22 protein-coding genes and 1 pseudogene are annotated in these 26114 nt (G+C 70.7%); 5 read left to right on the top strand and 18 right to left on the bottom strand.

All coding sequences use genetic code 11. From position 1 onward, the window contains the following. Window positions 1-15: 15 nt before the first annotated feature. The 10 genes and pseudogenes from K2224_RS15170 to K2224_RS15125 all read right to left on the bottom strand — a co-directional run bounded on the left by K2224_RS15170 (window position 16) and on the right by K2224_RS15125 (window position 13628). Window positions 16-1626: an amino acid adenylation domain-containing protein gene (locus tag K2224_RS15170; RefSeq protein ID WP_221907052.1), complete on the bottom strand. Its 1611-nt coding sequence runs from the start codon at window positions 1624-1626 to the stop codon at window positions 16-18. A 16-nt stretch (window positions 1627-1642) separates the two neighbouring features. Further along, window positions 1643-1834: an MbtH family protein gene (locus K2224_RS15165; protein WP_221907051.1), complete on the bottom strand. Its 192-nt coding sequence runs from the start codon at window positions 1832-1834 to the stop codon at window positions 1643-1645. Further along, a complete protein-coding gene (locus K2224_RS15160; protein WP_221907050.1) occupies window positions 1827-2663 on the bottom strand; it encodes a thioesterase II family protein in 837 nt (278 codons plus the stop codon). Before K2224_RS15160 ends, K2224_RS15165 begins: the two co-directional genes overlap by 8 nt. Beyond that, window positions 2660-5938, bottom strand: a complete 3279-nt coding sequence (locus tag K2224_RS15155) for a non-ribosomal peptide synthetase (RefSeq protein ID WP_221907049.1) — start codon at window positions 5936-5938, stop codon at window positions 2660-2662. Before K2224_RS15155 ends, K2224_RS15160 begins: the two co-directional genes overlap by 4 nt. Further along, entirely contained in the window at window positions 5935-8652 is a 2718-nt protein-coding gene (locus K2224_RS15150) for a type I polyketide synthase (protein WP_221907048.1), read from the bottom strand. Before K2224_RS15150 ends, K2224_RS15155 begins: the two co-directional genes overlap by 4 nt. Then, complete coding sequence (locus K2224_RS15145) at window positions 8649-11936, bottom strand: non-ribosomal peptide synthetase (RefSeq protein WP_221907047.1); 3288 nt, start codon at window positions 11934-11936, stop codon at window positions 8649-8651. The genes K2224_RS15150 and K2224_RS15145 overlap by 4 nt, the downstream gene beginning before the upstream one ends. Before the next feature lie 8 nt (window positions 11937-11944). Next, window positions 11945-12208, bottom strand: coding sequence for a phosphopantetheine-binding protein (locus K2224_RS15140; protein WP_260692653.1), 264 nt, complete (start codon window positions 12206-12208; stop codon window positions 11945-11947). 835 nt (window positions 12209-13043) lie between these two features. Next, a pseudogene (locus K2224_RS15135) lies at window positions 13044-13175 on the bottom strand (methyltransferase domain-containing protein); the annotation flags it as partial. A 34-nt stretch (window positions 13176-13209) separates the two neighbouring features. Further along, entirely contained in the window at window positions 13210-13395 is a 186-nt protein-coding gene (locus tag K2224_RS15130; RefSeq protein WP_221907046.1) for a chorismate-binding protein, read from the bottom strand. Continuing rightward, window positions 13392-13628, bottom strand: coding sequence for a hypothetical protein (locus K2224_RS15125; protein ID WP_221907045.1), 237 nt, complete (start codon window positions 13626-13628; stop codon window positions 13392-13394). The genes K2224_RS15130 and K2224_RS15125 overlap by 4 nt, the downstream gene beginning before the upstream one ends. Before the next feature lie 276 nt (window positions 13629-13904). Here K2224_RS15125 and K2224_RS15120 point away from each other — a divergent pair, with 276 nt between their 5' ends. Then, window positions 13905-14387: an Ig-like domain-containing protein gene (locus tag K2224_RS15120; RefSeq protein WP_221907044.1), complete on the top strand. Its 483-nt coding sequence runs from the start codon at window positions 13905-13907 to the stop codon at window positions 14385-14387. A 181-nt stretch (window positions 14388-14568) separates the two neighbouring features. On the opposite strand, the gene K2224_RS15115 is transcribed toward K2224_RS15120, so the two are convergent. From K2224_RS15115 to K2224_RS15100, 4 genes are all read right to left on the bottom strand, one after another. Beyond that, window positions 14569-15378, bottom strand: coding sequence for an ATP nucleotide 3'-pyrophosphokinase (locus tag K2224_RS15115; RefSeq protein ID WP_221907043.1), 810 nt, complete (start codon window positions 15376-15378; stop codon window positions 14569-14571). A gap of 989 nt (window positions 15379-16367) precedes the next feature. Next, a complete protein-coding gene (locus tag K2224_RS15110) occupies window positions 16368-17537 on the bottom strand; it encodes a methyltransferase domain-containing protein (RefSeq protein ID WP_221907042.1) in 1170 nt (389 codons plus the stop codon). 141 nt (window positions 17538-17678) lie between these two features. After that, window positions 17679-17936: a hypothetical protein gene (locus tag K2224_RS15105; protein ID WP_221907041.1), complete on the bottom strand. Its 258-nt coding sequence runs from the start codon at window positions 17934-17936 to the stop codon at window positions 17679-17681. Window positions 17937-18098: 162 nt separating this feature from the next. Further along, window positions 18099-19205 carry a hypothetical protein gene (locus tag K2224_RS15100; RefSeq protein WP_221907040.1) on the bottom strand — a complete coding sequence of 369 codons (1107 nt, stop codon included), beginning with the start codon at window positions 19203-19205 and terminating at the stop codon, window positions 18099-18101. Between the two features lie 305 nt (window positions 19206-19510). Between K2224_RS15100 and K2224_RS15095 the strand changes: the two genes are divergently transcribed. After that, the gene (locus K2224_RS15095; protein ID WP_221907039.1) at window positions 19511-20224 is read left to right on the top strand and encodes a hypothetical protein; all 714 of its coding nucleotides are present in this window, start codon (window positions 19511-19513) and stop codon (window positions 20222-20224) included. A gap of 38 nt (window positions 20225-20262) precedes the next feature. Here K2224_RS15095 and pcaD read toward each other — a convergent pair whose 3' ends face one another. Beyond that, window positions 20263-21069: a 3-oxoadipate enol-lactonase gene (gene pcaD / locus K2224_RS15090; protein ID WP_221907038.1), complete on the bottom strand. Its 807-nt coding sequence runs from the start codon at window positions 21067-21069 to the stop codon at window positions 20263-20265. A gap of 99 nt (window positions 21070-21168) precedes the next feature. Here pcaD and K2224_RS15085 point away from each other — a divergent pair, with 99 nt between their 5' ends. Next, on the top strand, window positions 21169-22116 hold the full coding sequence (locus K2224_RS15085; RefSeq protein WP_221907037.1) for a LysR family transcriptional regulator: 948 nt from the start codon (window positions 21169-21171) through the stop codon (window positions 22114-22116). Between the two features lie 680 nt (window positions 22117-22796). Here the strand turns inward: K2224_RS15085 and K2224_RS15080 are convergent. Continuing rightward, window positions 22797-23198 (bottom strand): MerR family transcriptional regulator, encoded by a 402-nt coding sequence (locus K2224_RS15080; protein ID WP_221907036.1) that lies wholly within the window; start codon window positions 23196-23198, stop codon window positions 22797-22799. A 121-nt stretch (window positions 23199-23319) separates the two neighbouring features. Between K2224_RS15080 and K2224_RS15075 the strand changes: the two genes are divergently transcribed. Further along, a complete protein-coding gene (locus K2224_RS15075) occupies window positions 23320-24252 on the top strand; it encodes an alpha/beta hydrolase (protein ID WP_221907035.1) in 933 nt (310 codons plus the stop codon). A gap of 246 nt (window positions 24253-24498) precedes the next feature. Here K2224_RS15075 and K2224_RS15070 read toward each other — a convergent pair whose 3' ends face one another. Together K2224_RS15070 and K2224_RS15065 are read right to left on the bottom strand one after the other, a co-directional pair. Next, the gene (locus K2224_RS15070; RefSeq protein WP_221907034.1) at window positions 24499-24651 is read right to left on the bottom strand and encodes a hypothetical protein; all 153 of its coding nucleotides are present in this window, start codon (window positions 24649-24651) and stop codon (window positions 24499-24501) included. A gap of 197 nt (window positions 24652-24848) precedes the next feature. Then, the gene (locus K2224_RS15065; RefSeq protein ID WP_221907033.1) at window positions 24849-25349 is read right to left on the bottom strand and encodes a hypothetical protein; all 501 of its coding nucleotides are present in this window, start codon (window positions 25347-25349) and stop codon (window positions 24849-24851) included. A gap of 332 nt (window positions 25350-25681) precedes the next feature. On the opposite strand from K2224_RS15065, the gene K2224_RS15060 reads away from it, so the two are divergent. Continuing rightward, window positions 25682-25903, top strand: a complete 222-nt coding sequence (locus K2224_RS15060) for a hypothetical protein (RefSeq protein WP_221907032.1) — start codon at window positions 25682-25684, stop codon at window positions 25901-25903. Window positions 25904-26114: the final 211 nt, after the last annotated feature.

Here is a 26114-nt window from a genome sequence, read left to right as displayed (position 1 = left end):
GGCCTCCAGCGTGAGTCATGACACCTGTGCGGCGAGTGCGCGCTTGTCGGTCTTGCCCGAAGGGCTCAGCGGTAGTTCGGGCACGGGTACGAAGCGGCGCGGCACCATGTAGCCGGGCAGCGCCGCGGCGGCGCGGGCCGCCAGGCGTGCGGCCAGCTCCTGCTGGTCGACGCCGGGCGCGGGGGTGTAGCAGGCCGCGAGCATGCGTTCGCCGATCCGGCTGGCGACCGGCAGCACCACGAGGTCCTGGACGCCGTCGGTGGCGCGCAGCGCGGCCTCGATCTCGCCCGTCTCGATCCGATAGCCGTTGATCTTCACCTGGTCGTCGGCGCGTCCCGCGTACTCCCAGCTGCCGTCCGGCCGGGCCACGGCCAGATCGCCGCTGCGGTAGTAGCGCCGGGTCTCGCCGGTGCCCGACACGTCGAGGAGGGGGTAGCGCTCGTCGGTCAGCTCCGGACGGTTCAGGTAGCCGATCGCCAACTGGTCTCCGGCGAGGCAGAGTTCGCCGGTCCTTCCGGGCGGGGTGGGGCCGCCCCACTCGTCGAGCAGCACCACCTCCAAGCCGTCGAGCGGACGTCCGATGTTCAGCTCCGGGTCGGCGGCCGCGCCCGTGAGAGTCGGGGCGTCCGAGGTGGCCGGGGCATCGGGGGCGGCCGTCGACGGTGGGTCGATCTCGCTCTCCGGCAGCCTTCGGTAGGTGGCGAACACCGTCGTCTCGGTGATGCCGTACATGTTGAAGAACTCCGTGTGTGTTCCGTGGAGTCGGCGCCAGGCGCGGACCGCTTCGACGTCCACCGGCTCACCGCCGAAGATGACGTACCGCAGGGCCGTTCCGGGCCGGTCGGCGGTGTCCTCGGCGCGGGCCACCGCCGACCGGGACAGATAGCGGAACACCGAGGGCACCTGGTTGAGGACGGTGACGCGCTCGGACACCACGAGGTCGAGGGTCGCCTCGGGCGAACGAGCGACCTCGGCCGGCACCACGACCAGCTTGCCGCCGTGGGCCAGGGCACCCCACATCTCCCAGACGGAGAAGTCGAAGCAGGGCGAGTGGAACAGCGTCCACACGTCGTCGTCGCGCAGCGCGAACACCCGGTCGCAGGCCGCCAGCAGTGCCGTGACGTTCCGGTGGGACACCTCGACGCCCTTGGGATCGCCGCTCGACCCGGAGGTGTAGATGACATAGGCGGGCATGTCCGGGGTGACCGTCACCCGGCCGCTCTCCAGGGGAGGTTGGGAGTGTACGGCGTCATCGACGGTGATGACGGTGGCCTCGGGCAGCACCGCGGCCGCGTCCTGGTCGGTCACCACCAGGTCCAGTGACGCGTCGCGGGCCATGTAGCGCACCCGGTCGTGCGGGTACGCGGGGTCCAGCGGTACGTAGGCGCAGCCCGCCTTCATGACGGCGAGCACCGAGGCCACCACGTCGGCCCCTCGGCGCAGGTACAGGCCGATCCGGGTGCCCGGCGCGGGGGCGTGCCGCAGGATGGCGGTGGCCAGGCGGGCGGCCCGGTCGTCCAGTTGACGGTAGGTCAGGGACTGCCGGCCGTCCGTCACGGCCTGCGCGTCCGGGGTGCGCGCGGCCTGTTCCTCGAACAGCCGGTGCAGCGTCGCTTGTGCCAGCACGTGGGTCTCCTCCTTGTCAGGAACGCAGGCTCAGGGGGCGCAGGTCGGTCCACGCCGTACTGATGTGGGACAGGCACGCGGACTTGGGGCCCGTGACTCCCACGGATTCCCAGCCGGCCGGGGCGGGGCGGTCGGCCGGCCAGAGGGAGTACTGGTCCTCGTGATTGCGGACCACGGTGTACTGGCGGTCGTCATCGTCCTCAAACATGGGCGACGCGGTCCTCTCCTGTGCGGGGTGTTCCTGTGCGGGGTGTCGCTGTGTGGGGCCTGCCGTGGTCCGGCAGGTCGGGCCGGGCGAGGGCGAGCATTTGGGCACGCATCCGCGCGAGCATGTCGGCGCCGTGCGGGCCGGTGAGGAAGAAATGGCCGCCGGGCAGGCGCCGCATACGGAAGGTGCGCGCCGTGTGCCGGTCCCAGGCGTCGAGTTCGGATTCCGACACCAGGGCGTCGGCGGCGCCGCCGAACGCGCAGAGGGGAATGTCCAGCGGGGGCCGCTCGCGGTACGCGTAGGTGAAGTCCAGCTCGAAGTCGGCCCGCAGGGCGGGCAGTGCCAGCCGCCGGATGTCCGGCCGGGCGAGCACCCCCTCGGGCGTGCCGCCCAACCGGTCGAGAAAGGCCAGCAGTTCCTCGTCCGGCAGATCGTGGCTGGACACCTCCGCGCTGCCCAGATGGGGTGCCTTGTGGGCCGCCACGATCAGCGCGGCCACCGTCGCGCCCGGCAGTTCCCGCAGCCGCGCGGCCACCTCGTACGCGATCAGGGCGCCGAGGCTGTGGCCGAAGAGGACCACGGGGCGGTCGCACTCGGCGCGCAGCACCTCGGTCAGGGCGTCGGCCAGCGGTTCCATCCGGCGGTACGCGGTCTCCCGCAACCGTCCGCCGCGGCCCGGTAGTTGGACCGCGCAGATCTCCACCTCCTCGGGGAACCGCGTCGACCACGGGTGGTACATGGACGCCGTACTGCCCGCCCCCGGCAGGCACACCAGGCGCACTCGCGCGTCGGGGCGCGGCGGGAAGCGCAGCAGCCAGGGGCTCTTCACCGGTCCTCCCGGGGCTCGGCGGGGGAGGGGGCGGCCGTGCGCCGCACGTGGGCCGCGAGGTCGCGGACGGTGGGGTGGTGGAAGATGTCGCCGACGCGCAGCGACAGCCCGGCTTCCCGCGCCCGGTGCACCAGTTGGATGCTCTTGAGGGAGTCCCCGCCGATGGCGAAGAAGTCCTCGGTCACATCGACCCCCGGCCGGTCGAGCACCTGGGACCAGATGCGCGCGAGCGTGCCTTCGACGTGGTCCGTGGGTGCCACGAGGTCGGTCGCGGGGGCCGGCGCGGGGTCGGCGGGCGCGGGCAGGGCGGCCCGGTCGACCTTGCCGCTCGCGTTGAGCGGGAGACGGGGCAGCACGACGGTCCGGGACGGGACCATGAACTCGGGCAGGCGGGCCCGCAGTTGTTCGCCCACCGAGGCGACCAGGGCGTCGGCGTCCGGTGCCGCTTCGGATCCGCCGGTTTCGTACGGCACGAGATACGCGGTGAGTCGTACCCTCGTGCCGCCGTCCGGGCGGGTGGCGACCACGACCGCGTCGCGTACGTCGGGGTGGGCGCGCAGCGCGTTCTCGATCTCGCCGGGTTCGACCCGGATGCCCCGGATCTTGACCTGGTGGTCGTTGCGGCCGAGGAAGTCCAGGCCCGCGTCGGTGCGCCAGCGCACCAGATCGCCCGTACGGTACAGCCGTGCACCGGGCACCCGGCTGTACGGGTGCGGCACGAAGCGGTCCGCGGTCAGGGCGGGTTGACCCAAATAGCCTCGGGCCAGTGTCACCCCGCCCAGGTACAGCTCACCGGGCACCCCCACCGGCACCGGCCGCAACTCCGCGTCCAGCACATACACCTCGGCCCCCGCGATCGGCCGCCCGATGGAGACCCGCGGATCGGGTGCCCCTCCTCCGGCGGCCCTCGGCGCGCACTCCTCCTCGGTCACCTCGATCGACGCCTCGGTCGGTCCGTACGCGTTGAACAGCCGGGCGGGCAGGCGCTCCAGGCAGCGGTCGCGGGTGGCGCGGGGCAGTTCCTGACCGCTGCAGAGCACCCGGCGCAGCGACGCGCAGCGGTGCAGTCCGGGCTCTTCGAGGAAGGCGGCGAGCAGCGGCGGCACGAAGTGCACGGTGGTCACCCGCTCGCGTTCGATCAGCTCGACGAGGTAGGTGGGGTCGCGGTGGCCGCCCGGCTCCGCCACGACGAGCGTGGCCCCCGTCGTCAGCGGCCACAGCAGCTCCCACAGGGAGACGTCGAAGGTGACGGGCGTCTTGTGCAGGACGCGGTCCGAGGCGTCCAGGCCGTGGGTGTCCTGGATACCGTGGACGCGGTTGGCCAGGCCGCGGTGCGGGACGCCCACCGCCTTCGGGGCACCGGTGGATCCGGAGGTGTGGATGACGTAGGCGAGGTGGTCGGGGCCGACCCGGCCGGTGGCCATGGGCTGGTCCGGCCGCCCGCCTTCCTCCCAGCGGAAGGTGTCCACGGCCGTGACGGGCGCGCCCGCGTCGGCGAGGACCGGAGCCAGCTCCCGCGTGGTGAGGATGTGGGCCGCGCCCGCCGCGCGAAGCATCCGCACCAGCCGGTCCGGCGGGTCCTCGGGAGACAGCGGCAGATAGGCGCTCCCGCTGGCCATGACGGCCAGGACCGAGGTGACCAGACCGGTACCGCGGGGCAGACAGACCGCGACGGGGATGTCCGGCGCGGCGCCGCGGGTGGCCAGGTGCCGCGCCAACTGGCCGGCCCGCGCGGAGAGTTGCGCGTAGCTCAGCCGCTCCTCCGCGAAGACCACGGCGGTGGCCCGGGGCGTACGCCGCGCCTGCCGGTCGACGGCGTCGTGCACCGGGCCGTCCCACGGGTGCGCCTCCGCGCTGCGGTTCCCCTGGCGCAGCAGCCGGTCCGTCTCCTGCTCGTCCGTGAGGGAGAACCGTGACAGCCGGGTCTCCGGGGCGTCCAGCGCGGTGCGCAGCAGGTGTCGGTACTGCCGCGCCAGGCGGCTGACCGTCGCCGCGTCGAAGAGTTCGGTGCGGTAGCGGAAGCAGCAGTCCGCGCCGCCTGTGCCGTCCGTGTGCGGCCGGATCTCCAGCCAGAGATCCGTGAAGGTCGTCCGCGGGCTCACCGGGAAGATGTCCGTCGCCAGACCGACCAGCTCGGGCGCGGCCAGCGGCTGCTGGAGCGCGAACATCGCCTGGAACAGCGGGTCGTGGCTGCGGGCGCGCTCCGGACCCAGCTCCGTGACGATCCGCTCCAGTGGTACGTCCTGCCGGGGGAAGGCGTCCAGGGTGCTGCGCCGCACCCGGCGCAGCAGCTCCTCGAACGTCACATCGCCGGACAGGTCGATACGCAACGGCAGCGTGTTGACGAACATGCCGACCAGCGGGGCGAGTTCGGGCCGGGCGCGCCCGGCGCTCGGGCTGCCGATGACCAGGTCCTCGGCGCCCGACAGGCGGGACAGCTGGAGGGCGAACGCCGACAGCAGCAGCATGAACGGGGTGGCCTTGTGCCGCGCCGCGCCGGCCCGAACCGCCTGCCAGGTCTCGCGGCTCAGCGGCACGGTGTGCGTCGCGCCGTCGAAGCCCTGCACGGCGGGGCGGGGAAAGCTGGTAGGCAGCTCCAGCAGCGTCGGCGCCCCGTCCAGCCGAGCCCGCCAATAAGCCAGCGCGGTCTGCGTCTTGGCCCCCGCGAGTTCGTCGCGCTGCCGGGCCGCGTACTCCCCGAACTGCATCGGCAGCGGCTCCAGCGCAGGTACGCGCCCGGCGGTGCGCGCCGCGTACAGCTCGGACAGTTCCGCGAAGAGCCGGTCCATGGACCAGCCGTCGCACACGGTGTGGTGGCAGATCACGGCGAGCACGTGGTCCCGCTGGTCCAGGCGCACCATATGGGTCCTGATGAGGGGGCCCGCAGCCAGGTCGAAGGCCCGCTCGGTCTCCGTCTCGACGAGCGTCCGGGCCCGCTCGGCACGGTCTTCGAGCGGCTGCCGCGTCAGGTCGGTGACCGGGAGGGCGAGCGTGCGGTGGGGCGCCACCTGCTGCTGGGGCTCCCCCTCCGCGTCGGCCCGGAAAACGGTGCGCAGCACCTCGTGCCGGTCCACCACGCGGTTCAGCGACCAGTGCAGTGCCTCGGTGTCCAGGGGCCCGCGCAGCCGCAGGGCGGCCACCAGGTTGTAGGCGCCGTTGCCCGAGTCCAGCTGGTCCAGGAACCACAGGCGCCGCTGGGCGAAGGACGCCGGGTGGGACCGGTGCGCGTCCGCCGTGCCGGCGGGCTCGGTCACGAGAGCGGTCCGGTCCGTCATGTGAGGCTCCCTTCGACGACGCGGGCCAGGCCGCTGACCGTCGGGTGGTCGAACACGTCGTCGAGCGACACCCCCACCCCGAGCCGCGTCTCGATGAGGGAGACCAGCTCGACGGCCGCGAGGGAGTCCCCGCCGTGTTCGAAGAAGTCGGGATCGGCGACGTCCTCGGGCGTGCCGAGCACCTGCCGGAAGAGCGCGAGCAGGACCTGCTCGACCGGCTCGGGCGCGTCCGGAGTCGGCCGTTCCGTCTCCACCGGCGCCAGGGCGGCGGCCGTCTCCGGGACGCGGGCCGTCTCGGGCGCGGGCTCGGGCCGCACCAGATGGGTCCGCCGCTCGAAGGGGTAGGTGGGCAGCGGCACCCGGCGCCGGTCCGGTCCGGTGTGCAGGCGGTCCCAGTCGATCGTCGCGCCGCCGCGCCACGCCCAGCCCACGGCGTCGAGCAGCGCGGCGCGGGCGTTGCCCGTCCGCCCCGGCCCGATCTCCAGCACCAGCCGGTCGGCTCCCGCCGAACCCGTCAACAGGGTCGGCGCGTCGGCAGGTTGAGAGGGCGTCCGCTCCAGAAGCTCCGTCCACAAGCCCGGGTCGGCCGCCTCGCCCGGGCTCACCCGCGCGCCGGTGACGGCATGGGTCCAGGGCAGCTCGGAGGTACCCCAGGCGGCGCCCCGGACCGCCTCCCGCAGCGGATCCCCGCCCCGCGCCGCCGCGTCGGCGATCCGCAGCGCGTCGGCGAGCGGCAGCGCCCCGGCGACGCTCGCGGCCACCAGGGCACCCGGCCCCCGCCCCGTGACGGACGTGGGAGCCACGCCCCAGTCCATGAGCGTGCGGGCCAGCGCGTAGGCGACGGTGAAGCGTGCCACCCGCTCCGGCTCCGGATCGGCCGCCGCCTCCGCGTCCGCTGTCAACAGCCGCTGTAGGTCCTGGCCGAGGGTCCCGGCCAGCGCCCGGCAGCAGGCGTCGGCCGCGTCCCGGAAGGCCGGGAAGGACGCGTACAGCTGGCGGGCGGAGCGGACCTCCCACGCGCCCGCGCCCGCGAACGCGAGGACGGTCGGTACCCCGCCCGGATCGCCCGGCGACCGTACGGCGCTGTCCTCCGCCGCCGGTGCCGCGAGCGCCGCGAGTGCCTGGGCGCGGTCGGCGCAGACCAGGTAACGGCGGTGACCGAACGCGTGCCGTCCCAGTTGGAGGGTCCGGGCGACGGCGTCCAGCGGCAGCTCCGGGTGCCCGCGCAGATGCTCGGCCAGCCGCCCGGCCATCGCGTCCAGGGCCGTGGGTGTCCGGGCCGAGAGGACCAGGAGCTGCTCGGCGGGGGCGGGCGCCAGCGCGGCCGGCACGGCGTCCGGCGCCTCCTCCAGCACCACGTGCGCGTTGGTGCCGCCGATCCCGAAGGAGCTGACCCCGGCCCGCCGCGGCAGCCGGCTGGTCTCCCACTTGCGGGTCCGGGTGGTGACGCTGAAGGGCGTGGCCGCGAAGTCGATCCGCGGGTTCGGCCCGGTGAAGTGCAGGGTGCCCGGGAGGGTACGGTCCTCCAGCGCCAGGACGGTCTTGATGAGGCCCGCGACTCCGGCGGCGGTGTCGGTGTGCCCGATGTTCGTCTTGACCGAGCCCAGGGCCACGGGACCTTCGGCGTCGGTGTCCCGCGCGGTGCGGTCACCGGTGCCGTCCGCGCCGAACGCCTGGGCCAGCGCGGTCACTTCGATGGGGTCGCCGACCGGCGTCCCCGTACCGTGCGCCTCGATGTAGGAGATGTCGCCCGGGGACACCCCGGCCGCGAGCTGCGCCCGGCGGATGACCTCCTCCTGGCCGCGCACGCCGGGAGCCGTGTAACCGGCGCGGTCGTGGCCGTCGTTGTTCACGGCCGAGCCACGGATCACCGCGTGGATGTGGTCGCCGTCCTCGATCGCGTCCCGCAGCCGGCGCAGTACGACGACCCCGGCGCCGTCCCCGGCCACGATGCCCCGCGCGTCCTCGGAGAACGTCCGGCAGCGCCCGTCCGGCGACATGGTCCCGCCCTCCCGGTGCCAGTAACCGGACCGGGGCGCCCGCAGCGTGACCCCGCCCGCCAGCGCCGTGTCACACTCACCGGCCAGCAGCGCCAGGCTCGCCGTGTGCACCGCGACCAGCGAGGTCGAGCACGCGGTCATGACCGCCACGCTCGGCCCGGTCAAGCCGAGGATGTACGACACCCGGGAGCACAGGTGCTCGGGGTCGTTGGCGAGACTGAGGGTGAGGTCGTCCACACCCGGGAAGCGGTCGCTCCGCTCCCGGATCACCGAGGCATAGCCATTGCGCCCGGCGCCCGCGTACAGCCCGGTCGTGCCCGGGACCGCCAGCGGGTCGTATCCCGCCCGTTCCAGCGCTTCCCAGGCGCATTCCAGGAAGATCCGGTGCTGCGGATTGAGCAGGTCGGCGTCGCGTTCCGAGACGCCGAAGAACTCGGCGTCGAAGTCACCGAAGTCCGCGACGACACCGTGCTCGCGGACATAGCGCGGATCGGACAGCCGCGCCGGGTCCTCGCCCCAGGCCCGCAACTCGTCCGCGGTCAGGGTCCGTACGCCGTCGACGCCGGTCACCACGTTGTGCCAGAACTCCTCCGGGGTCACGGCTCCGGGGTAGCGGCAGGCCATGCCGACGACGGCGATCTGGGTGTCGTCGGCCTCGGCGTCGTACGCGACGCCCTCCGCCTCGACGTGCTCGTTGAAGTACTCGGCGGTCACTGTCGTTCAGCCCTTCCGTAAGAGGTCCGCGCCCGCATCGCCGTCAGCCGGGCCGCGCCGCGCCGACGGCGCTCAGCGCCGCCGTCCACGCCGCCGGTACGGCCCGCCGGCCGGTCCCCGGCCGTGCTGCCCGGGGCGCCGGACAGCTGCCGGGCGAGGGTGGCGATGGTCGGGTACGCGTAGAGGTCGGCGATCCGCACCGGGGTGCCCAGTTCGGCGGCGAGCCGGTCGCGGACCGACGCCAGCAGCAGCGAATGGCCGCCCGCGTCGAAGAAGTTGTCGTCCGTCCCGAAGGACTCGTGGCCGAGCGCCCGCGCCCATACGTCGCTGATCAGCCGCTCCAGTGGTGTCCTGGCGCGCCGGTGGGCGGCGGCGGACGGCGGGGCGAGTTCCCGGGCGGCCCCGGCGAGCGCCGTGCGGTCGACCTTGCCGTTGGCGGTGAGCGGCACCGAGGGCAGGAGGAGGTAGCGGCGCGGGTGCATATGGCGGGGCAGGTGCCGGGTCGTGTGGTCGTGGAGCGCGGCGAGGTCGGGGGTGCCGGAGGCGTCGACGGGCACCAGATAAGCGGCGAGTTCGGGCTCCGCGGTGCCGTCCGGGCTCACGACCGTCACGACCGCGTCGCGTACGTCGGGGTGGGCGCGCAGCACGTTCTCGATCTCGCCGGGTTCGACCCGGATGCCTCGGATCTTGACCTGGTGGTCGTTGCGGCCGAGGAAGTCCAGGCCCGCGTCGGTGCGCCAGCGCACCAGATCGCCCGTACGGTACAGCCGTGCACCGGGCACCCGGCTGTACGGGTGCGGCACGAAGCGGTCCGCGGTCAGGGCGGGTTGACCCAGGTAGCCCCGGGCCAGTGTCGCCCCGCCCAGGTACAGCTCACCGGGCACCCCCACCGGCACCGGCCGCAACTCCGCGTCCAGCACATACACCTCGGCCCCCGCGATCGGCCGCCCGATGCCGGGCAGGGTGTCCCGCTCGCCGCCGTCGGCCGGGACCGTGCCCGAGGTGGCGACGACGGTACTCTCCGTGGGGCCGTAGTTGTTGACCAGCCGGAAGGGCAGCGGGTGCCGACCCGTTCCGCGCAGCCGGTCGCCGCCGGTCAGCACCGACCGCAGGACCGACCCGGCGGGCCAGGGATCCTGGGTCATCCGCTCCAGGAGGGGCGTGGGCAGGAAGGCACTGGTGATCCGCCGTTCGGTCAGCCAGGAGCGCAGTTCGGGCGGCGACAGGACGGTCTCGGCCGCGGGCACCTCCAAGGTGGCGCCGGCGGTCAGGGCCGACCAGGTCTCCCAGACGGACGCGTCGAATCCGGGGGCGGCGATGAGGGTGCCGCGGTCGCCCGGTCCGATGCCGAACTCCGCGCGGTGCCAGGTCACCAGGTTCGCCAGCGCGCGGTGTTCGACCAGCACGCCCTTGGGCCGTCCCGTGGACCCGGAGGTGTACATCACGTAGGCGAGATCATCGAGACCGGCGGGCGCGACGGGCGGGTCGTCCGCCGAATCCGCCGAATCCTCCCCGCTGCGCAGCGAGTTGAGCGTCTCCACCCGTTCGCACTCCAGGGCCGCGCGGTGCTCCGGGTCGGTCAGCGCCAGCAGCGGACGTGCCTCGGCGAGGATGGCGGTCAGCCGGGACGCGGGGTGCGCGGGGTCGAGCGAGACGTAGGCCGCGCCACTCTTGAGGACGCCGAGCTGCGTGGTCACCAGGTCAGCGCCGCGCGGCAGACAGGTCGCCACGAGGGTTCCCGGCCCCGCGCCCGCCGCGCGCAGCCCGGCCGCGATCAGGTCGGCCGCGCGGTCCAGTTCGGCATACGTCAGGGTGCCCTCGTCGCTCCGTACCGCCACCGCGTCCGGGTGGGCCCGCGCCTGCCGCTCGACGAGCCGGTCGACCCGCTCCCGTACGGGGGGCCGGGCCGCCCGCTCCGGGGCTCCGGCCCAGTCGGTGAGCAGCATCCGCTCCTCCTCGGACCCGAGTACGGGCAGTCGCGACACCGGGGTGTCCGGCGCGGCGAGGGCGGCCGACAGCAGGCGGAGGTAGCGCTCGCCGATCAACTCGGCGCTGCGGCCGTCGAAGACGTCCGTCTGGTAGCCCACCCATGCCTCGGTGCGCTGCCGGTTGCCCGCCAGATGCAGCGCCAGCTCGTACTTGGCCGTCCGCGTCGGGACCGGCAGCGGCGACGTGTCGAGGCCGGGGAGCGCGGTGCCTTCGCCGGGCAGATCCTCGTAGGTGACCACCGTCTGGAACAGCGGGTGGCGGGCCGTCGAACGGTCCGGCTGTACCTCCTCGACAAGCAGTTGGAAGGGCAGATCCTGGTATTCGTGCCCGGCGAGGAAGGTGTCGCGCACCTGGTGCAGCAGCGTGCCGAAGGTGGTGTCCGCAGTGCAACGGACGTGCAGTGGCAGCATGTTGACGAACAGCCCGACAGTGCCCTCGACCTCCATCTCCGTACGGCCGCTGACCGGTACGCCGATGACCAGGTCGGGCGCGGAGGTCATCCGGGAGAGCAGGGCCGCGTAGCCGCTGAGCAGGGTGATGAAGCGGGTGACGCGGTAGCGGGCGGCGACGGCGTCGACGTGTTCCGCCAGTTCGGGCGAGAAGGGAAAGGCGCGACTGTCCCCAGCGAAGCTCGGTGCCGCGGGGTGCGGCCGGTCGGTCGGCAGGGCCAGTTCGAGCGGCGCGCCGGCGAGTTCGGCGCGCCAGTGGTCCAGTGCCTCGTGGCGGCGGGGCCCCTCCAGCAGCCGTCGCTCGGCGGCGACGCAGTCGCGGTACGAGCGCCCCGGCGCGGGCAGCGGGTCGTCGCCGTCGGCCACCATGGCCGCGTACAGGGCGGACAGTTCGCGGTCGATGATGCCCATGGACCAGCCGTCGACGGCGATGTGGTGGAAGGTGAGGACCAGCGCGTGGTCGTCCGGGGCCAGCCGGATCAGTTCCGTGCGCAGCACCGGGCCGCTCTCCAGGTCGAACGGCGCCAGGGCGGCGCGGGCCACCGCCTCGCCCAGCGCCGCTTCCCGCTCGGCGGTGGGCAGCGCGCTCAGGTCGGTAAGCGGCAGCGGCACGCTCATCTCGGCGGCGATCCGCAGCACCGGTGCACCGGCCACGGTCGGGAAGGAGGCGCGCAGCGCGTCGTGCCGCGCCACCAGCCGGTCGATGGCCCGCCGCAGTGCGCCGACGTCCAGCGCGCCGCGCAGCCGGGTGGCCCTGGGCACGTTGTACTCATTGCCGTCGGGCCGCAACTGCCAGACGAACCACAGCCGTTGCTGAGCCGAGGACAGGCAGGTGTCCGCACTCATGCCCCCGCTCACGCCCCCGCACTTCCCTCGTGTCCGCGGCGCCGCAGGACGAAGTCCGTGAGCTGCTCGACGGTGGGCCGCTCGAAGAAGTCGCCCAGCGGGACCTCGACGCCCAGCGACCGCTCGATACGGGAGATGACCTGCGACGCCGTCAGTGAATGACCGCCCAGTTCGAAGAAGTTGTCGCCCTCGCGCAACTCCTCGACGCGCAACACCTCTCTCCAGATTTCACCGATCGTGCGGCGCACGCCCTCGCCCGAGATCTGATCCACTGGCTCGGCCTTGGAAACCATGGTCACAAGAGCCCTTCCGGCTGTGAGGGATACGACGATTTCCCAACGTGATGCGCGAAACCTCTGTCCGCACCACAAGATGTAAGCCACACCGGTTGGTTCCAACCCTCACGCCCAAAAGGGAAATGCTCACTGCACTGTCGGGCAGCGGCACCCCCTCCACCACGCCACCACGACCAAGGGCGCTCGGCGGCTGTCCGGAGCTGTTGGACCATCGCCGGATACCGGTTGCTGTCGTGGATGTCGACCCAGCGGCCAGTGGAACAGGAAGGACGGTCGGCGGCGCGGTTGGTGACGGTTGCGCTGCCCATGTGCACGGGTGCAGCCGCAGCGGTTCCCCCTGCGAGCACGACGGCTGCTCTTGCGGCACTTATGCCGGTTCCCCACTTCATAATCGCTGTCCTCCCGTTGCTGTGATCTCTCGTCTCGCTCTTGGACGACGATCAACTTCAACGGTCGGATGTTGCGCTAACGGACGGCTAACGCGGTGGAGCGGCGTACCGCAGCGAGCTTGCCGCCGACGACAGGACTGTCGTCGTCCCTGGCGTTCAGCGGGCTCGCCGGCAGGCTTCGTCCTTCGTCGGGCGGACAGCTCTTCGGACTGCTTGTGCCGGAACTTGGGCAGCAACCGCCATGGGGAACCGGTAGCCGCCCGCAGGCCCTGCGCAGCGACGGCGGGGGAGTCCAGCATCGCGTCCTGCCAGGCCCATACGTACACCCACTCTCCCGGTTCCGGCACCGCCAGCGCGTCGACGTCCTGCGTGCTGCGGTCTGCCGCAGTGTGCGCGGTGGTACCCACTCTGCTCGCGCTGGTGGCGAGCGAGTCCCAGTCGGGCTCCGCCATGACAAGGCGGCCGCCAGGGCGCAGGACGCGCCGCACTTCCGCCAGGGCCCGGGGGGCGGTGACGTGTTGCAGCAGGCGATCGGTGAGCACACGGTCGGCGGATCGCGTCACGCATGGTTCCCAACTGTGCTTCGGTTCAGGAGAGTTCCGTGTGCGGGACGGCTTCCTCGACGATGCCGGCGCCGGCGTACAACCGCAGCCGCGTGGAACTGAGTTCGGCGCAGCGTAGGGCAATTTCCCACTGGCCGTTGCCGTGGCGGTCCGTCCAGCCGATGAGACCGCTGTAGAAGCCGCGGAGTACGCGCTCCAGCGCGCGGATCATGAGGGATCGCGGCGACCAGGTGCGGAGCCGGCCAGGGGCTTGAGCCTGAGCCGGTCGCCGTGGCGGATCGGCAGCGTCTCGGGCGTGACGCCCAACAGGACGAGCGGGGTGTTCCCGTCGTTGGGCAGCGTGACGGCGAAGAGGTGGGCCTGCGGGTCCTGGGTGCCGAGAATGCCCGGGGCGGTTCGTGCGATGGCTTGGCTGTCGGTGCCGGGGGTGGTGGGGAGGTCCACGGTCCGGGCCAGGACGATCTTCTCGGACGGAGAGGGACGCGGCGCGCTGAAGACATGGGGGAGTCAGGGTGTGGGGCGATGGATCCGGGGCCCTCGACCCTGAAGGCTGAGGGGAAACCGTTGAAGATTCAGGGATGTTGATCAACATCATGACAGGTCGACCCGACCCCACAACCGTCACCTGAATGGGCTAGTCAAATATGCGGTCCGCATAGACCCTGGCCACCCTTGAGGCGTGCGCGCCAGCGTCAGGTTCAGCAAAGGAAGGAAAGTGCAATGTCAGACGGTGACCAGAAATTGATCGATGCGCTACAAGAGAACAACAAGGATCTTCGGAACCAGATCGAAGAGCTGAAGAAACAGCTCGAAGAGGCGAAGAAGCAGCAGTCAAGTTCGTCCGGGGGCGGGCAGCCGGCGCAGTCGAGTCAGCCGGTCGAAAAGCAAGCCGTTCGACTTACCGCGTCGGGGACGAAGGGCAAGATCGGTTCGCTGGCCGGCGGCCAGGGCCTGGCACGGCTCCTGGACAGGGACGGTGAGCCGATCGAGGGCGAGACGATCGTATTCTCGGTTGACGGCAGGGAGGTTGGCACCGGCACAACCGACGCCAATGGCGAAGCGGTCATCCAGTCCGGACAGTATGCCGGGGATCCTCAGATGTGGGTGCAGGCGCTCGGCAACGGCTATACCGCCATCTACAACGGCAGCAAGAAATACAAGCCCGCGAAGGCCAACGCTCAAATTGGGGTTGGCATCGTCTGAGCTTGTCCGTCGTGATCCTGAATCCTGCGCCATTCGCGTAGTAATGGCGAACGGGCGGTGGGCAAGGGGATCCTCGCCCACCGCCCGTGATCTCTCAGAACAGGTCGGGCGCAGGGGCGAATCTGAGCCGCGGGGGAACTGAGAGCAGCCCCGAGCGGGCGGTCGGGCTGCGCAGCGGGCGTCAGGCCGCCGGCACCAGACGAGTGGCAGGTGGAGCGAGGGTGAGAGCGCCGTCGGGGACGGGTACTGCGGCGAAGATCGCGTCCTGCTGGTCCTGCAGCTGCCTCTTGCGCTCGGGACTGGTCGACGGCAGCCGCTGCTCCTCGTACAACTTGTGCGTTTCCTCCTGGGCGGACTTGCTCGCCGGGGTGTGGAACTGCACCTCGAACAGCTGCCGCGACCCGGGCGCGCGCCAGCCCGTGTTGAGTCCCTTGTAGCCCTTCTCCCGACCCCAGGTGTTGGACCACTTCGTGGTGTCGCTGCCCCAGGCGGACAGCGAATCCGAGGCGATGGTGACACCGCTGACGTAGCGGCCGTCGGGCCATTGGAGGGTGTAGCGCACCGCGTCACTCAGACGCGCCAGGACGTCGTCGGTGTTGCGTTCCGGATGCTCCTTGAGGTCGGTGGCGACCTTCCGCTTGAGGGAGTCGGGGGACTTGAGGCGATGGTCGAAGCCGACGAGCTGGGCATGGCTGCGGTTGGCGGCAGCCTGTACGTCGCGGCTGATCGACGGCTCCGCCGCGCGGGCCCGGGCAAGGTACGCATCGACCTTGCGATTGTCCGCGGCGTTCAGGCACAGTCCGTCGCGGTCCCAGCCGTCCGGGTCGTCGTCGCACTGCCCAGGATCGCCACCGCTGCGCATGGCGGTGGTGTGCTTGCCCGTCGTGTCGGAGGGGTCGGCGGCGTACGCGGGGAGCCCGGTAGCGGCCGTGGCCAGGGCGAGAGCAGCGCCCAGTACAGCAGCCGTCCGGCCCAGGTGATGCATGCTCATGTGGAGGGAGTGTCCCTTCGTGGCGCGTGGCACCGCCTGCACCGGGTGAACGGTGCGGGCAGTGATCGTCACCGGGGACAACGGGCGAAAGGACGGAGAAGTACCGCGGAGCAACCCCAGATACGCGGTATTGGCGTGATGCCGCCGTCCGGCGGCGCAATCGTGCGGCGGAGCGGCGTTGTGAGCCAGCCTCCGAGCCTGTGATCGTCTCGGCGAATCTTGGACTCCCGAACGCGGATGCCCAGCGTCGTCCCACAGCGGGACCGGTCAAAGTCCGGTGAGACGGGTCAAAGTTCGATGAGACAGGTCACCAGGCGCAGGGGTGAGCCGGGCCGGGGCGACAGAGCGCACCAGGAACAGGCCGCAGAGGGCGGATGTGGTGGGTGGCTGCCCTTTGCGGTGCGGTGAAGGCAGTTTCGTCGGCCGTGAGGACAAGCGCCCCGATGAGGTCGGCTTTCCTTGAGTTGGTCGCCGTAGTAGACGCGTACGGACGTTTTCATGGGGGGCAGTTGCTGGTCAGACGTCCACTCGCCGAAGGTGAGCGTTTTCTTCGTTTCAGGGGTGCTGCTCTAAAGCGAGGGGCGCCGCGGCACGTTCATCCATCCCCCGGCTCTGGCACTGATAGTGGCCGGGGCCGGCATGTCTACCGCGGCGAGCTGGGCTGCTACTTCGACTAGAAAGCAAAGGAATGACGCGGTACCGGCACGCCGACTCAGGCGGTCGGCGTGCCGCTGGCCGACGTCGCGCAACTGCTCGGCGTCGCTGAGGGCGAGCACGTCATGATCCGGGACCGGACCGCGGGGCCGCGGAAGCGCCCCCAACTGGGCACTTCCTACCTGCCGATGGCGCTCGTCGAGCCGGCTGCTGGTCCTGGGCGCGGCCAAGGCGGGGCCAGGACCGGGGGGATCTACGACCGGATTGATGAGCACCTCGACGCGCCGATCTCGGTGCCGAAGGGATCGCGCCGGTCCTTTTCGGGAAAACCTGCGTCATGCCGGCCACGAGTTCGCCGGCTCGTCCAGCCACACCTGTTGCCCATCCGGAGTGACCGTCAGACCGAACCGGTCAAAACCGGGGGAGGCCTGGGCGGTCCACCAGTGGTAGGCGGCTTCCACCTCGTCCCACAGCCGACGCGGCCCCGACTGCCACACGCGCGCCTCCGCGCGATCGTCTCGGAACAACACACACGCCCATGACCGGTCGCTGAGGCCATAGAACCAGACGGGCCGGGCGCCGTCCCGTTTGTCGGCCACGGCTTGGGTGCAGTCCCGGACCCGGAGACCGAGCACGAAGGGCAGAACGCCGAAGCGGCCGCTGGCGAATTGCTCCTCGGTGACACTGGTCCGCGATGTGTCGGCGCCGCGAACCCCTTCGGAGGGCACATAGTCACTGGGGCTGATCGCCGTGCGGCGCTGACTCCGCGACTTCATGAACTCGACGCCGCTGGTGAAACGCCCCGAGGCGGCGGCCTTTTGAACCGTGAGATGGACGACGGCGTCGGCGTTGCTGTAGTGCGTGCCCCACGGGGCGACGATCAGACCGCCGGGCCGAGTCTGCTCGACCAGCGCGCCGGGGACTTCCCGCAAGCCGTAGGTGACCAGGATCCGGTCGTACGGGCCATGTGCCGAGTCGCCAGCGGTGCCGTCGCCGACCACGACAGTGGGGTGAAGTCCCGCAGCGTTGAGGCGTTGTGCGGCCTGCTGGGATGCCTCTGCGTCGACCTCGATCGTGGTGACTTTGCCCGATCCGCAGCGGTGAGTGAGGGCACCTGCGGTCTCCCCGGTGCCGGTGCCGTTGTCGAGCACGCGCATGCCCTCGTCGACGTCTAGGTCGCCGAGCAGGCGGTAGACGACAGAGGGCATGGAGGAGGAACTCGTCGCCGTCATCCCCGGGCCGGGGCGGGTGTGCCGACCATCGTCCCACTGGGTGACGATCGGCTGGTCCGCGTCTGCGGCCGCATGCCAGGCATCCGCATCCGTGGCTTTGTCGACGCGGTTGCTCGCTCTGCTCATCATGTCCCACGGCCACATCACGTCGGGCAAGAACATCGCACGGTCGACGGTTGTGAACGTCGCCTCCCACTCCGGACGCAGGGCACCGGCATCGAGAAGCGATCGTGCCAGCCGCCGGCGGCCGGGACGATCCACTGCCACCGTCATGGGTTCATTCCCTGCGGTGCGTGCCGTCGCCGGGCGGCGTCGTCCCGTCAGGACTCGGCTCGTCGGGAGTCCAAGGTGATCCGGGCAGGTCGTCGTCCCCGTCCCCACCATTGCACAACGCGTAGACCAACGACATTCCAGCTACTCCCGGAAGTTGAGGGCGTCAGCCTCGTAGCCTCGTGCACCGGAGAGCCGATCCGCAAGACGACCACCGGCCGCAACGCGGATGAAGCCCCGCAGATGGGCGAGCAGTTGACCGATATCGCGCCGGGTGCCCCGCGCTGGGCACTGGCGTGCGCCCAGCGCGGTCTCATGTGTAGACGCGTCGGGCGGACACCAGACTCCCTTGAACGACTGGGCGAACTCCGGCAGGAACATCAGGTGCTCGAAGCGCGTCATTCACCGGCCTCGGACCTGTCGCATGCGTTGCTCGGCGCGGCCCCTCGCTGACGGGCTCGGCAGGTAGACCTGCGCACCGGCTGCGACGGCAGCAGCGGCACCGCAGAGCGTGGTGGCATCTTCGTCGGGATTTCGGTCCGGCTGACACCAGGTGCCAGACAGCTAGAAGAGGCCCGTTGACGTGTACTGCGGGAGGTTGTCGACGATCTCGCGCAGCCACGGGCTGCGAACGGCTGGTATTCGGACCAGCGTCTGCTGGAACGTTCCCTGGTCGGCCCGGAACAGTCGACAGGGGCGCGGCAGGGGCGGGTCGTCACGGAGGACGTCGCCGGGTATGCCCCCCGACGCTGGAACCGGCAGGTCCGGCTGGGGAGAAGTCATCGACAACCACACCCCCAGCGGCAGCGGCACCGGATATGCCGACGCAGCCGGGCCGGCGGGGGTCCAGGTCTGACCCGTCTGCGGATGGACAGGCACGAGGAGGATGTCGACGCCCACGTCGGGGGCGGGCCGTCCCGGTCCGGCCAGTACGGCGCGCCGCTTCGACGGACCCACGGGAAGCAGGGCGTCGAGGGCGCGTTGGAACACGTCCGTGGCCATACCTTCGGGGACCTCCACCGGCTGTCCTTCGGAGGCGGCCAGCAGGTGGGCGAGAGCCCGGCCGGCTGCGGCCTCCCATTGTGGGCTCCATGACCAGTAGTGGCTCGTTCCCAGCCGTCCTCCCCAAGTCGCGATCGGCTCGAACGGGGGTGTGCTCTTCCCCTCCCTGACCAGTTCCTCCCAGGAGAGGGGCGCGGTGTCGGCACCGTCAACGAGTATGCGATGCACGGCATGTGGGGCGAGCCACACCGCCTGCCAGAGCGAGCAGTCGTCGATCCTGGTCGCCACGGGCAGGCCGCACTCTTCGCAGGCCATGTTCGGGCCGTCCCTACCGTCGACGCCGCAGCAGGCGCCGCCGCGTTTCTCGGGAATGAACCGGGTGCCGCGCACATCTCCGGGTGCGATCACGATCGCGCCGGGCGCACCGTCGGACAGGGCGTAGACCGGCGCGTAGATGCCGCGGGCCTCCGCTTCGCCCAGATCGATCTCGTCCCACTTCCGCCACGGCGGTCCGGAGGGATCCGGATCCACGGCGAACGTCCCTGCGTCCATAAGCACCGGGAGCTGGATCCCGTTCCCGTATCTCTGATGGGCGTGGAACGGAAGGGAGACCTGGGACAACGGGGTGGTCAGTTCGGCATCACACCGCGCGCAGACGAAAACGAACAAGGGCCCTCCGCATAGGAAACATCCGTATCGTCGCACCTCCGCGGCAGCCGGCCAACGTGTTTTTCGTCCGCCACGGGGGCCGACGCGTCCCGCAAGCGCACAGCCCGATGGTCTGAGGGCGTACGGGCCTGTGGTGGGCGCCGAACTCCTGAAGAATGCGGGGAAACCCGTGTGTGTTGGGTAGCGGCATCGAAGGGGTCAGCGCATGGCCCCTCCGGCCACAGCACGCGTACCGGGGTGCCTGTCCGTTCAGTGAAGTCCCGTTCACCCACGAGGGTCTGAGCCGGCTCACCCCCTGGCGTTCGGTGGCCTACCTGCGTGATCTGCTCATCCAGGTCGGGGTCCTGCCACCTGTCGACCGACAACTGCTGCTGTTCCAGCGATGGCTCGCCGAGAGGCTGCCCGCCATCGACGATGCCGGGCACCGGCAGTTGCTGGAGCTCTTCGCCGCCTGGCACGTCCAGCGCCGCCTCAACACCCTGGCCGGCCGCGGTCCGTTCACCGGCAAGCAGGTCCAGCAGGCCCGCGACGAGATCCACCTCGCGCCCGCCTTCCTCGATCATCTTGCCGAGCGTGGATGGTCTCTCGCCGACTGCACGCAGGCCGAAGTCGATGCTTGGTACGCCGGCGGCTACACCGCCCGGCGCCTCACCCACGCCTTCCTGCGGTGGGCGATGCGGTCCAAACACATGCAGAAGGCCACCGTCCCGCACCGTTCCACAAGCAATCCCGCCCCGCTCGCCCAGCACCAGCGGCTCGCGCTGCTGAGGCAACTCGTCAACCACGACGACGTGCCGCTCCAGGACCGCGTCGCCGCCCTGCTCGTCCTTCTCCACGCACAGCCGCTCACCTGGATCGCCCGACTCGGCACCGACGACGTCCTGCAAGAGGAAGGCGAGGTCTTGGTCCGGCTCGGCGACCTACCATCGCCTGCTCCGGCCCCCTTCGCCGGGATGCTGCTGGACTGCCTGGGTCAGTGGCCGAACACCATGACCGCGACCAATCCGGAAGCCCGGTGACAGTGGGAAGGAGCCGTCCAGACACGACGCGGTAACCGTCAAGACTGTTCTGTGAGGAAGTCCACCACAGAGTCCACGAACTCCGCCTGCCCTTCTACGTTCGCCATGTGCACCGTGGGCAGGACGGTGAACCGCGCGCCGGGGACCGTCGCGGCGAGCTCCTTCCCGTGGTCGGCGGACGTGACGGTGTCGTGCTCGCCCGCGATGACCAGTGTCGGGTTGTGGATGAGCGTGGCCGTGCGGCGCAGGTCGTAGTCGCGCACCGCGGCCCAGCTCCCGGCCACGCCCTCGCGCTGCGTGGCGAGCAGGGTGCGGCGGAAGCCCTCGACAACCTCGTCGTCGCCTTGCAGCATGCGGGCCGGGAACCAGTTGTGCAGGAACCTCTCCGCGGTGACCTGCATGTCGGGGGCTTCCAGCAGTTCGGCGATCGGTCGATCCCACTGATTCGCCGGGCCGAGGTACGCGGCGGTGTTGGAGAGCACCAGGCGGTCAACGCGCTCCGGAACGTGGATCCCCAACCACTGCGCGACGATTCCGCCCAGAGACAGGCCCAGCACGTGCACCCGCTGCAGGCCCAGGGCATCCAGCAGTTCCACCACGTCGCGCCCCAGTCGGTCCAGGGAATACGGGCCGCTCGGGACATCGGAAGCGCCGTGGCCGCGCGCGTCGTAGCGCAGCAGCCGGAAGTGCTCGGTCAGAGCCGACACCTGGCCATCCCACATGTGGAGGTCGGTGCCGATGGAGTTCGAGAGCAGCAGCACCGGCTTGTTCTCGTCACCGTCGAAGCGGTAGACGATGCGGACGCCATCGCCGGTGGTGATGGCAGTACGGGTCTGAGAAGTCATGTCGGCTCCAGTGGTCTAGCGGGTATGCGCTCAGCCTATGAACGCCGTCTGCAGAGTTCTATTACAAAGATCCAACGAGCCCTGTAGGTTTGCTGGACAATGTCAAACTTCACGCTCCACGAGTTGCAGTGCTTCAACGCCGTTGTGCTCGACGGCGGCTTCCAGGCCGCCGCCGAGCGGCTGCACCGCTCGCACCCTTCTGTGTTCGCCGCAGTCGCCAAGCTGGAGCGCCAGCTGGGCCTGGAACTGCTGGATCGCTCGGGCTATCGGGTTCAGCTCACCGAGGCGGGGCACGCCTTCCACCGCAAGGTGCGCTCCCTGCTGCACGAGGCCGAGGAACTGCAGACCTACGCCGCGCAGTTGGCGATGGGCGAAGAGGCCGAACTGCGAGTGGTGCTGGGGGACCTGTGTCCACTCCCACCGGTGTTGGAGATGCTCAGCCGCTTCTTCGCGCAGTGCCCGCAGACACGACTGCACCTGCAGTTCGAGACGGTCACCGGCCCCTGGGAGCGGCTGCTGGAGGACGAAGCCGACCTCATCGTGCACCGCGTCCCCAAAAGCGACGTGCGGATGGAGTGGATCGATCTCGGCCGCGTCGCGCTGGTGCCCGTCGTGGCGCCCGGTTTCCTGCCCTTCCCTCCGGACGCCGACATCACACCGCAGCGGATGCAGGTCTTCACCCAATGCATCGTCCGGGATTCGGCGCGGCATCCGTCGGAGCAGGGCCATTTCCTGGTCGAAGGCGCACCCCGGAGCTCCGTTCCGGACCACCTCATGAAGAAGGAGCTGATCTTGCACGGCATGGCGTGGGGACACGTGCCGCGGTTCATGATCGAGACCGAGTTGCGTGACGGAAGCCTGCTTTCCATCGCCGGACGGCACTTTCCCGGTGTGGTTGAGGAACTCTCGGCAGCTCGCCGGCGCGACCGGCCGCACGGGCCAGTCGCTGACCAGCTGTGGGACTTCTTGGCCCGCCATGCCCCGGTCCTGCGGCCGACGCTAGGCCATGTGCCGAAGGCGAAGAACGCACCGGAACACCACAGGTGACATCGCCACGACCACCATTGGGTGTACCAAGGTCGCTTCTATGCGTCGTCAAGTGGGTCGGAGACGTCCACTGAAGCCCCGCCATCTTGAAGTCGCAGGTAATCGTGGTGGTATGGCGTCGTGCCGGGGTGCTCGTGCTGGTCGCGGGCGGCAGTCTGTGTCCTTGATCGTCAGGCAGTGGTCAACGCCGGGCCGCTCGTTTCCAGGCCGTCGTTTCCAGGTCGCGGCGGCGTAGGGATTCGTAGGCTCGCGGGATGACGGAGATCAACGAGGTCGCCGAACGCGTCGCAGCCCGCCGGGCGGAGCTCGACGAGGAGGAGAAGCTCCTGGCCGAACGGTTCGATGCGGTCCGCGCCGAGCGGGAGGAACGCGCGGTGGCGATGCGCGTGTGGGAACGCATGCACGCCCAGCTCGACGCGGAGAAGCCGTCGACGCAGGCGGAAACGGCTCAAGTGGGCGGGCGCGGTTGTGCTGTTGGTCCCGCACCGGAAGGCCGGCGCGGGCGAGGACATCCTGCCGCCGGACTACCAGCGGCTGATGAAGATCGTGCGAGATGCCGGTGGTCCGGTACGGATCAAGGACGTCGGCGTCGAGCTGGACCTCGTGCAGCCGGCGCCCTCGTCGCCCCGGGGCCGAGGGGGAGTTGGTTGCGGAGGCTGTTCCGGCGAAAGTGAAGGAGCCTACGAGCCTCCGCCCGCCCGACCGGAGGGATCGGCGGCGGCTCTCATGCCGCGTACCGTCTCCAGGTAGTCGCCGATCGCGTCCCGGTTGCGGGTCAGGCAGTCGATCCGCTTCGTCAGGTGGCCGTGTTCGCACTCCAGAACCCTGAGCATCTCGGGCGTCAGATCGTCGAAGTAGATGCTCCGGGGCTTGTCCAGGCAGGGCAGGATCTGCCGGATGATCCGGGTCGGCAGCCCGGAGCCCAGCAGTCCCTTGATCTGCATCACACGGCCCACGTGCGCTTCCTCGTACTCACGGTAGCCGTTGTAGGAACGCCCAGGCGTGATCAGCCGCTGCTCCTCGTAGTAGCGCAGCAACCGCCGGGAGGTGCCGGTGCGTTCCGCCAGTTCTCCGATCCTCATGCCGCCGAGCGTACGGCGTCGCCTTCGGGCCCCGTTTGACCCTCACATAAATGTGAGGGCCAAAGACTCGCAGGGCGGCCAGGACGCGGCCGCTGTGCATCTGCGACGAGGAGGGCCTGCCATGGTCTGGATCGATGTTCCCGTCTTCTACCAGGAATGGGCGACTCGCAGCGGCGGTGTCATCGACGCTGCCGCCGGGGTGGGCCCCGACACTCTGGAGGACGCCCGGCTCGCCTACCGGACGTTCTTCCAGGACAGCTTTCCGGCACCGGACGGGGTGACCTTCGACTCCGTGGACGCGGACGGGGTGGCCGCCGAGTGCGCGACTCCCGCGGACGCCGTCCCCGGCCGGCACCTGGTCTATCTCCACGGTGGCGCCTACCTGGCGGGAGACCCGCAGGGCTACCGTGGCCTGGTCGGCGAACTCGCCCGACGCCTGCGCGCCCGCGTTCTGGTCCCGCACTACCGGCTCGCGCCCGAGGCGGTCTTCCCCGCCCCCATCGAGGACGCCGTCACCGCTTACCGCCGGCTGCTGGAAGAGGGCGCCGAACCGCACAACGTGGTGCTCGCCGGCGACTCCGCCGGTGGCGCGATGGCGGTCAGCGCCCTGGTCGCCGCTCGTGACCAGGGACTTCCGATGCCGGCCGCCTCGATCGCCATCTCCCCCTGGGCCAACCTCGAACACACCGGGGCCACGATGTTCACGCTGGACGGCGTGGACCCGTCCGTCAACCGTGCGGGGCTGAGCCGCGCCGCGGACATCGTCCTGGGCGGCGCCCCGCGGAACAACCCGCTGGCCTCGCCGGTCTTCGCCGACACCCGCGGACTGCCTCCGGTTCTGATCCAGACCGGCGGTCACGAGGTCATGCTCAGCGACGCGGTCAGGCTGGCCGCCAAGCTGGCCGAGGACTCCGTACCCCTGCGCCTGGATGTCGCGCCGGGGATGGGACACGTGTGGCATCTGCTCGCCGCTCACCTCCCTGCCGCGGACAAGGCGGTCGCCGACGCCGTCGCCTTCGCCGAGGAGCACCTTCCTGCCGCGGTCGCCAGGTGACGCGCACGTTCCGCGGGATCCAGGCTTCCAGGCTGGCGAATCACTGCCGTCTCCGGCGCGCGGCCCGGCTACCCCACCGCCCCCGCCGTATCCACCTACCGTGCCCAACCACGCGCTCGTTGGTTGCCGGTGGCGGGTGCGAGGCTGTGGGATGGACGAGCTGATGCGTGGTCAAAACCGCTTTCAACGCCGGTCCGAGGCGGACGGAGTTTCCGGGTACTCCACCCGCCTCGGACCGGCACCCGGTCACGCCGGTGCTGCCGACTGCCGCTCCGTCGCAAGGACTGCGAGCGGGGAACGCCGGCCCTTGCGGATGCTGCGCAGCTGCGTCGAGTCGACCTCGGGGTGCTGTGCGGGCAGCGCGTCGACGTGGCCGGGGGAGAAGCGGGGCACGGTCACGGCGCCGCCCTTGGACGCTCCGCACTGGACGCGGCCGTGGGAGACAGACGTGAGCCAACCGAGGCGCCGCATCCACTCCTAGTCGACCCTACGCACGCCGAGCCGAGCGGCTGCCTGCTCAGGGCCGAGCGGCGCTTCCCACGCCAGGATCTCTGCGAGATCCGGCCGGGCGCCGACCTCGTCGACCTGGTCCGGGATCAACGCCGCTGGTAGTGCTCCCAGATCTTGATGGCGACATTGTCCTTGATGTCAGCCCGAACTATGACGTCGCCGCGTTTGGCGGCGTTCTTGAGCTGGGTGAGGGTGCGCGGTGTGGTGCCGTAGCCCTCTTTGTTGACGGTGAGGCGATGGGCATCGCCTATGCGAAGGGCGCCGAACACCTTCGTGTGCGCACTGAGGCAGAGCTGATACTCCTCCGTGTGGGGGTCGTCCTTGGATCCGTCGATCTTCTCCGTGACGGTCAGTTTCCCCGCCTTATACTTCAACACTCCCTCTACAGGGCCGGTGAAGATGCCTCCGCCGTGGCCCTTGCGGCATGCGTCGATGGGGGAGTGGGCAGCGGTCGGGTGCCCTCTGGAATGGCTGGCGGACTGCGATGCCGCGTGCCCGGCCGTCGCCGTCAGGCCGACGGCGGCGACAGCGGCGACAGATATCGAGGTGATACGCCGAACCTGACGGTGTTTCCCGTCGGTGCTCATGGAGGGCATGTCATCAGCTCCCGAAAACAGGGGATGGTTCTGCAGGACGGGGGTCAACATACTTGCCGTGATTGACCCTGTTTACGCGGTCTGGTGTCAACGGGCCAACAGCCCGACCTCGGCCGTGTAACGGATCCGGCATGTGTGAGCTGTGGCCTCTCGGTGTGGTGTCGGTGGCGGGTGCGAGGCTGTGGGGATGGACGAGCTATGCGCGGCCGTGTCTACGGCGCGGACCACGATGACCCCGACCCCGGTCCGCAACCGGGCCACGTCTACCGGTGACCGGGCTCGCACGGCGGGCGCAGGGCATCTGGGATCGGCAGGGTGGGGGTATGTCCAAGCCTCGGCCCCGCATCGTGGTGCATCCGCCGGCGCCGACCGGTGGCCGCCGTGTGTATGTCGATGCCGAGAGCCTGGGCGTCGCCTTCGACGTGGCCGATCTGCGAGAGTTCCTTCGCCGAGCCGGCCGGGACCCGGAGGACGTCTGGCTCGACGACCCTGCGATCGAATGGCGCGTCGGCGGCCCCGATGTGTGGAGCATCGCGACGGGATGACGGCGTAGAGCCCGGCGCAGTCGGCGGCGCCCGCACACCGGCGCCCAGCCCACGGTCGGCGGTGACCAAGGCCGAGGGCGGTTGCCCAGGGCACCGTCCCCAAAGCACAGCCGGGTTCCACCGTGCCGTGTGACACTGCGCTGATGATCGAGATCGAGACCCCGCGCCTGATCCTGCGCCGCTTCCGTATCCAGGATGCTGCCGCCATGGC

Source organism: Streptomyces sp. BHT-5-2, assembly GCF_019774615.1.
Lineage (GTDB): Bacteria > Actinomycetota > Actinomycetes > Streptomycetales > Streptomycetaceae > Streptomyces.
This window is presented reverse-complemented; position numbering and strand designations above follow the sequence as displayed.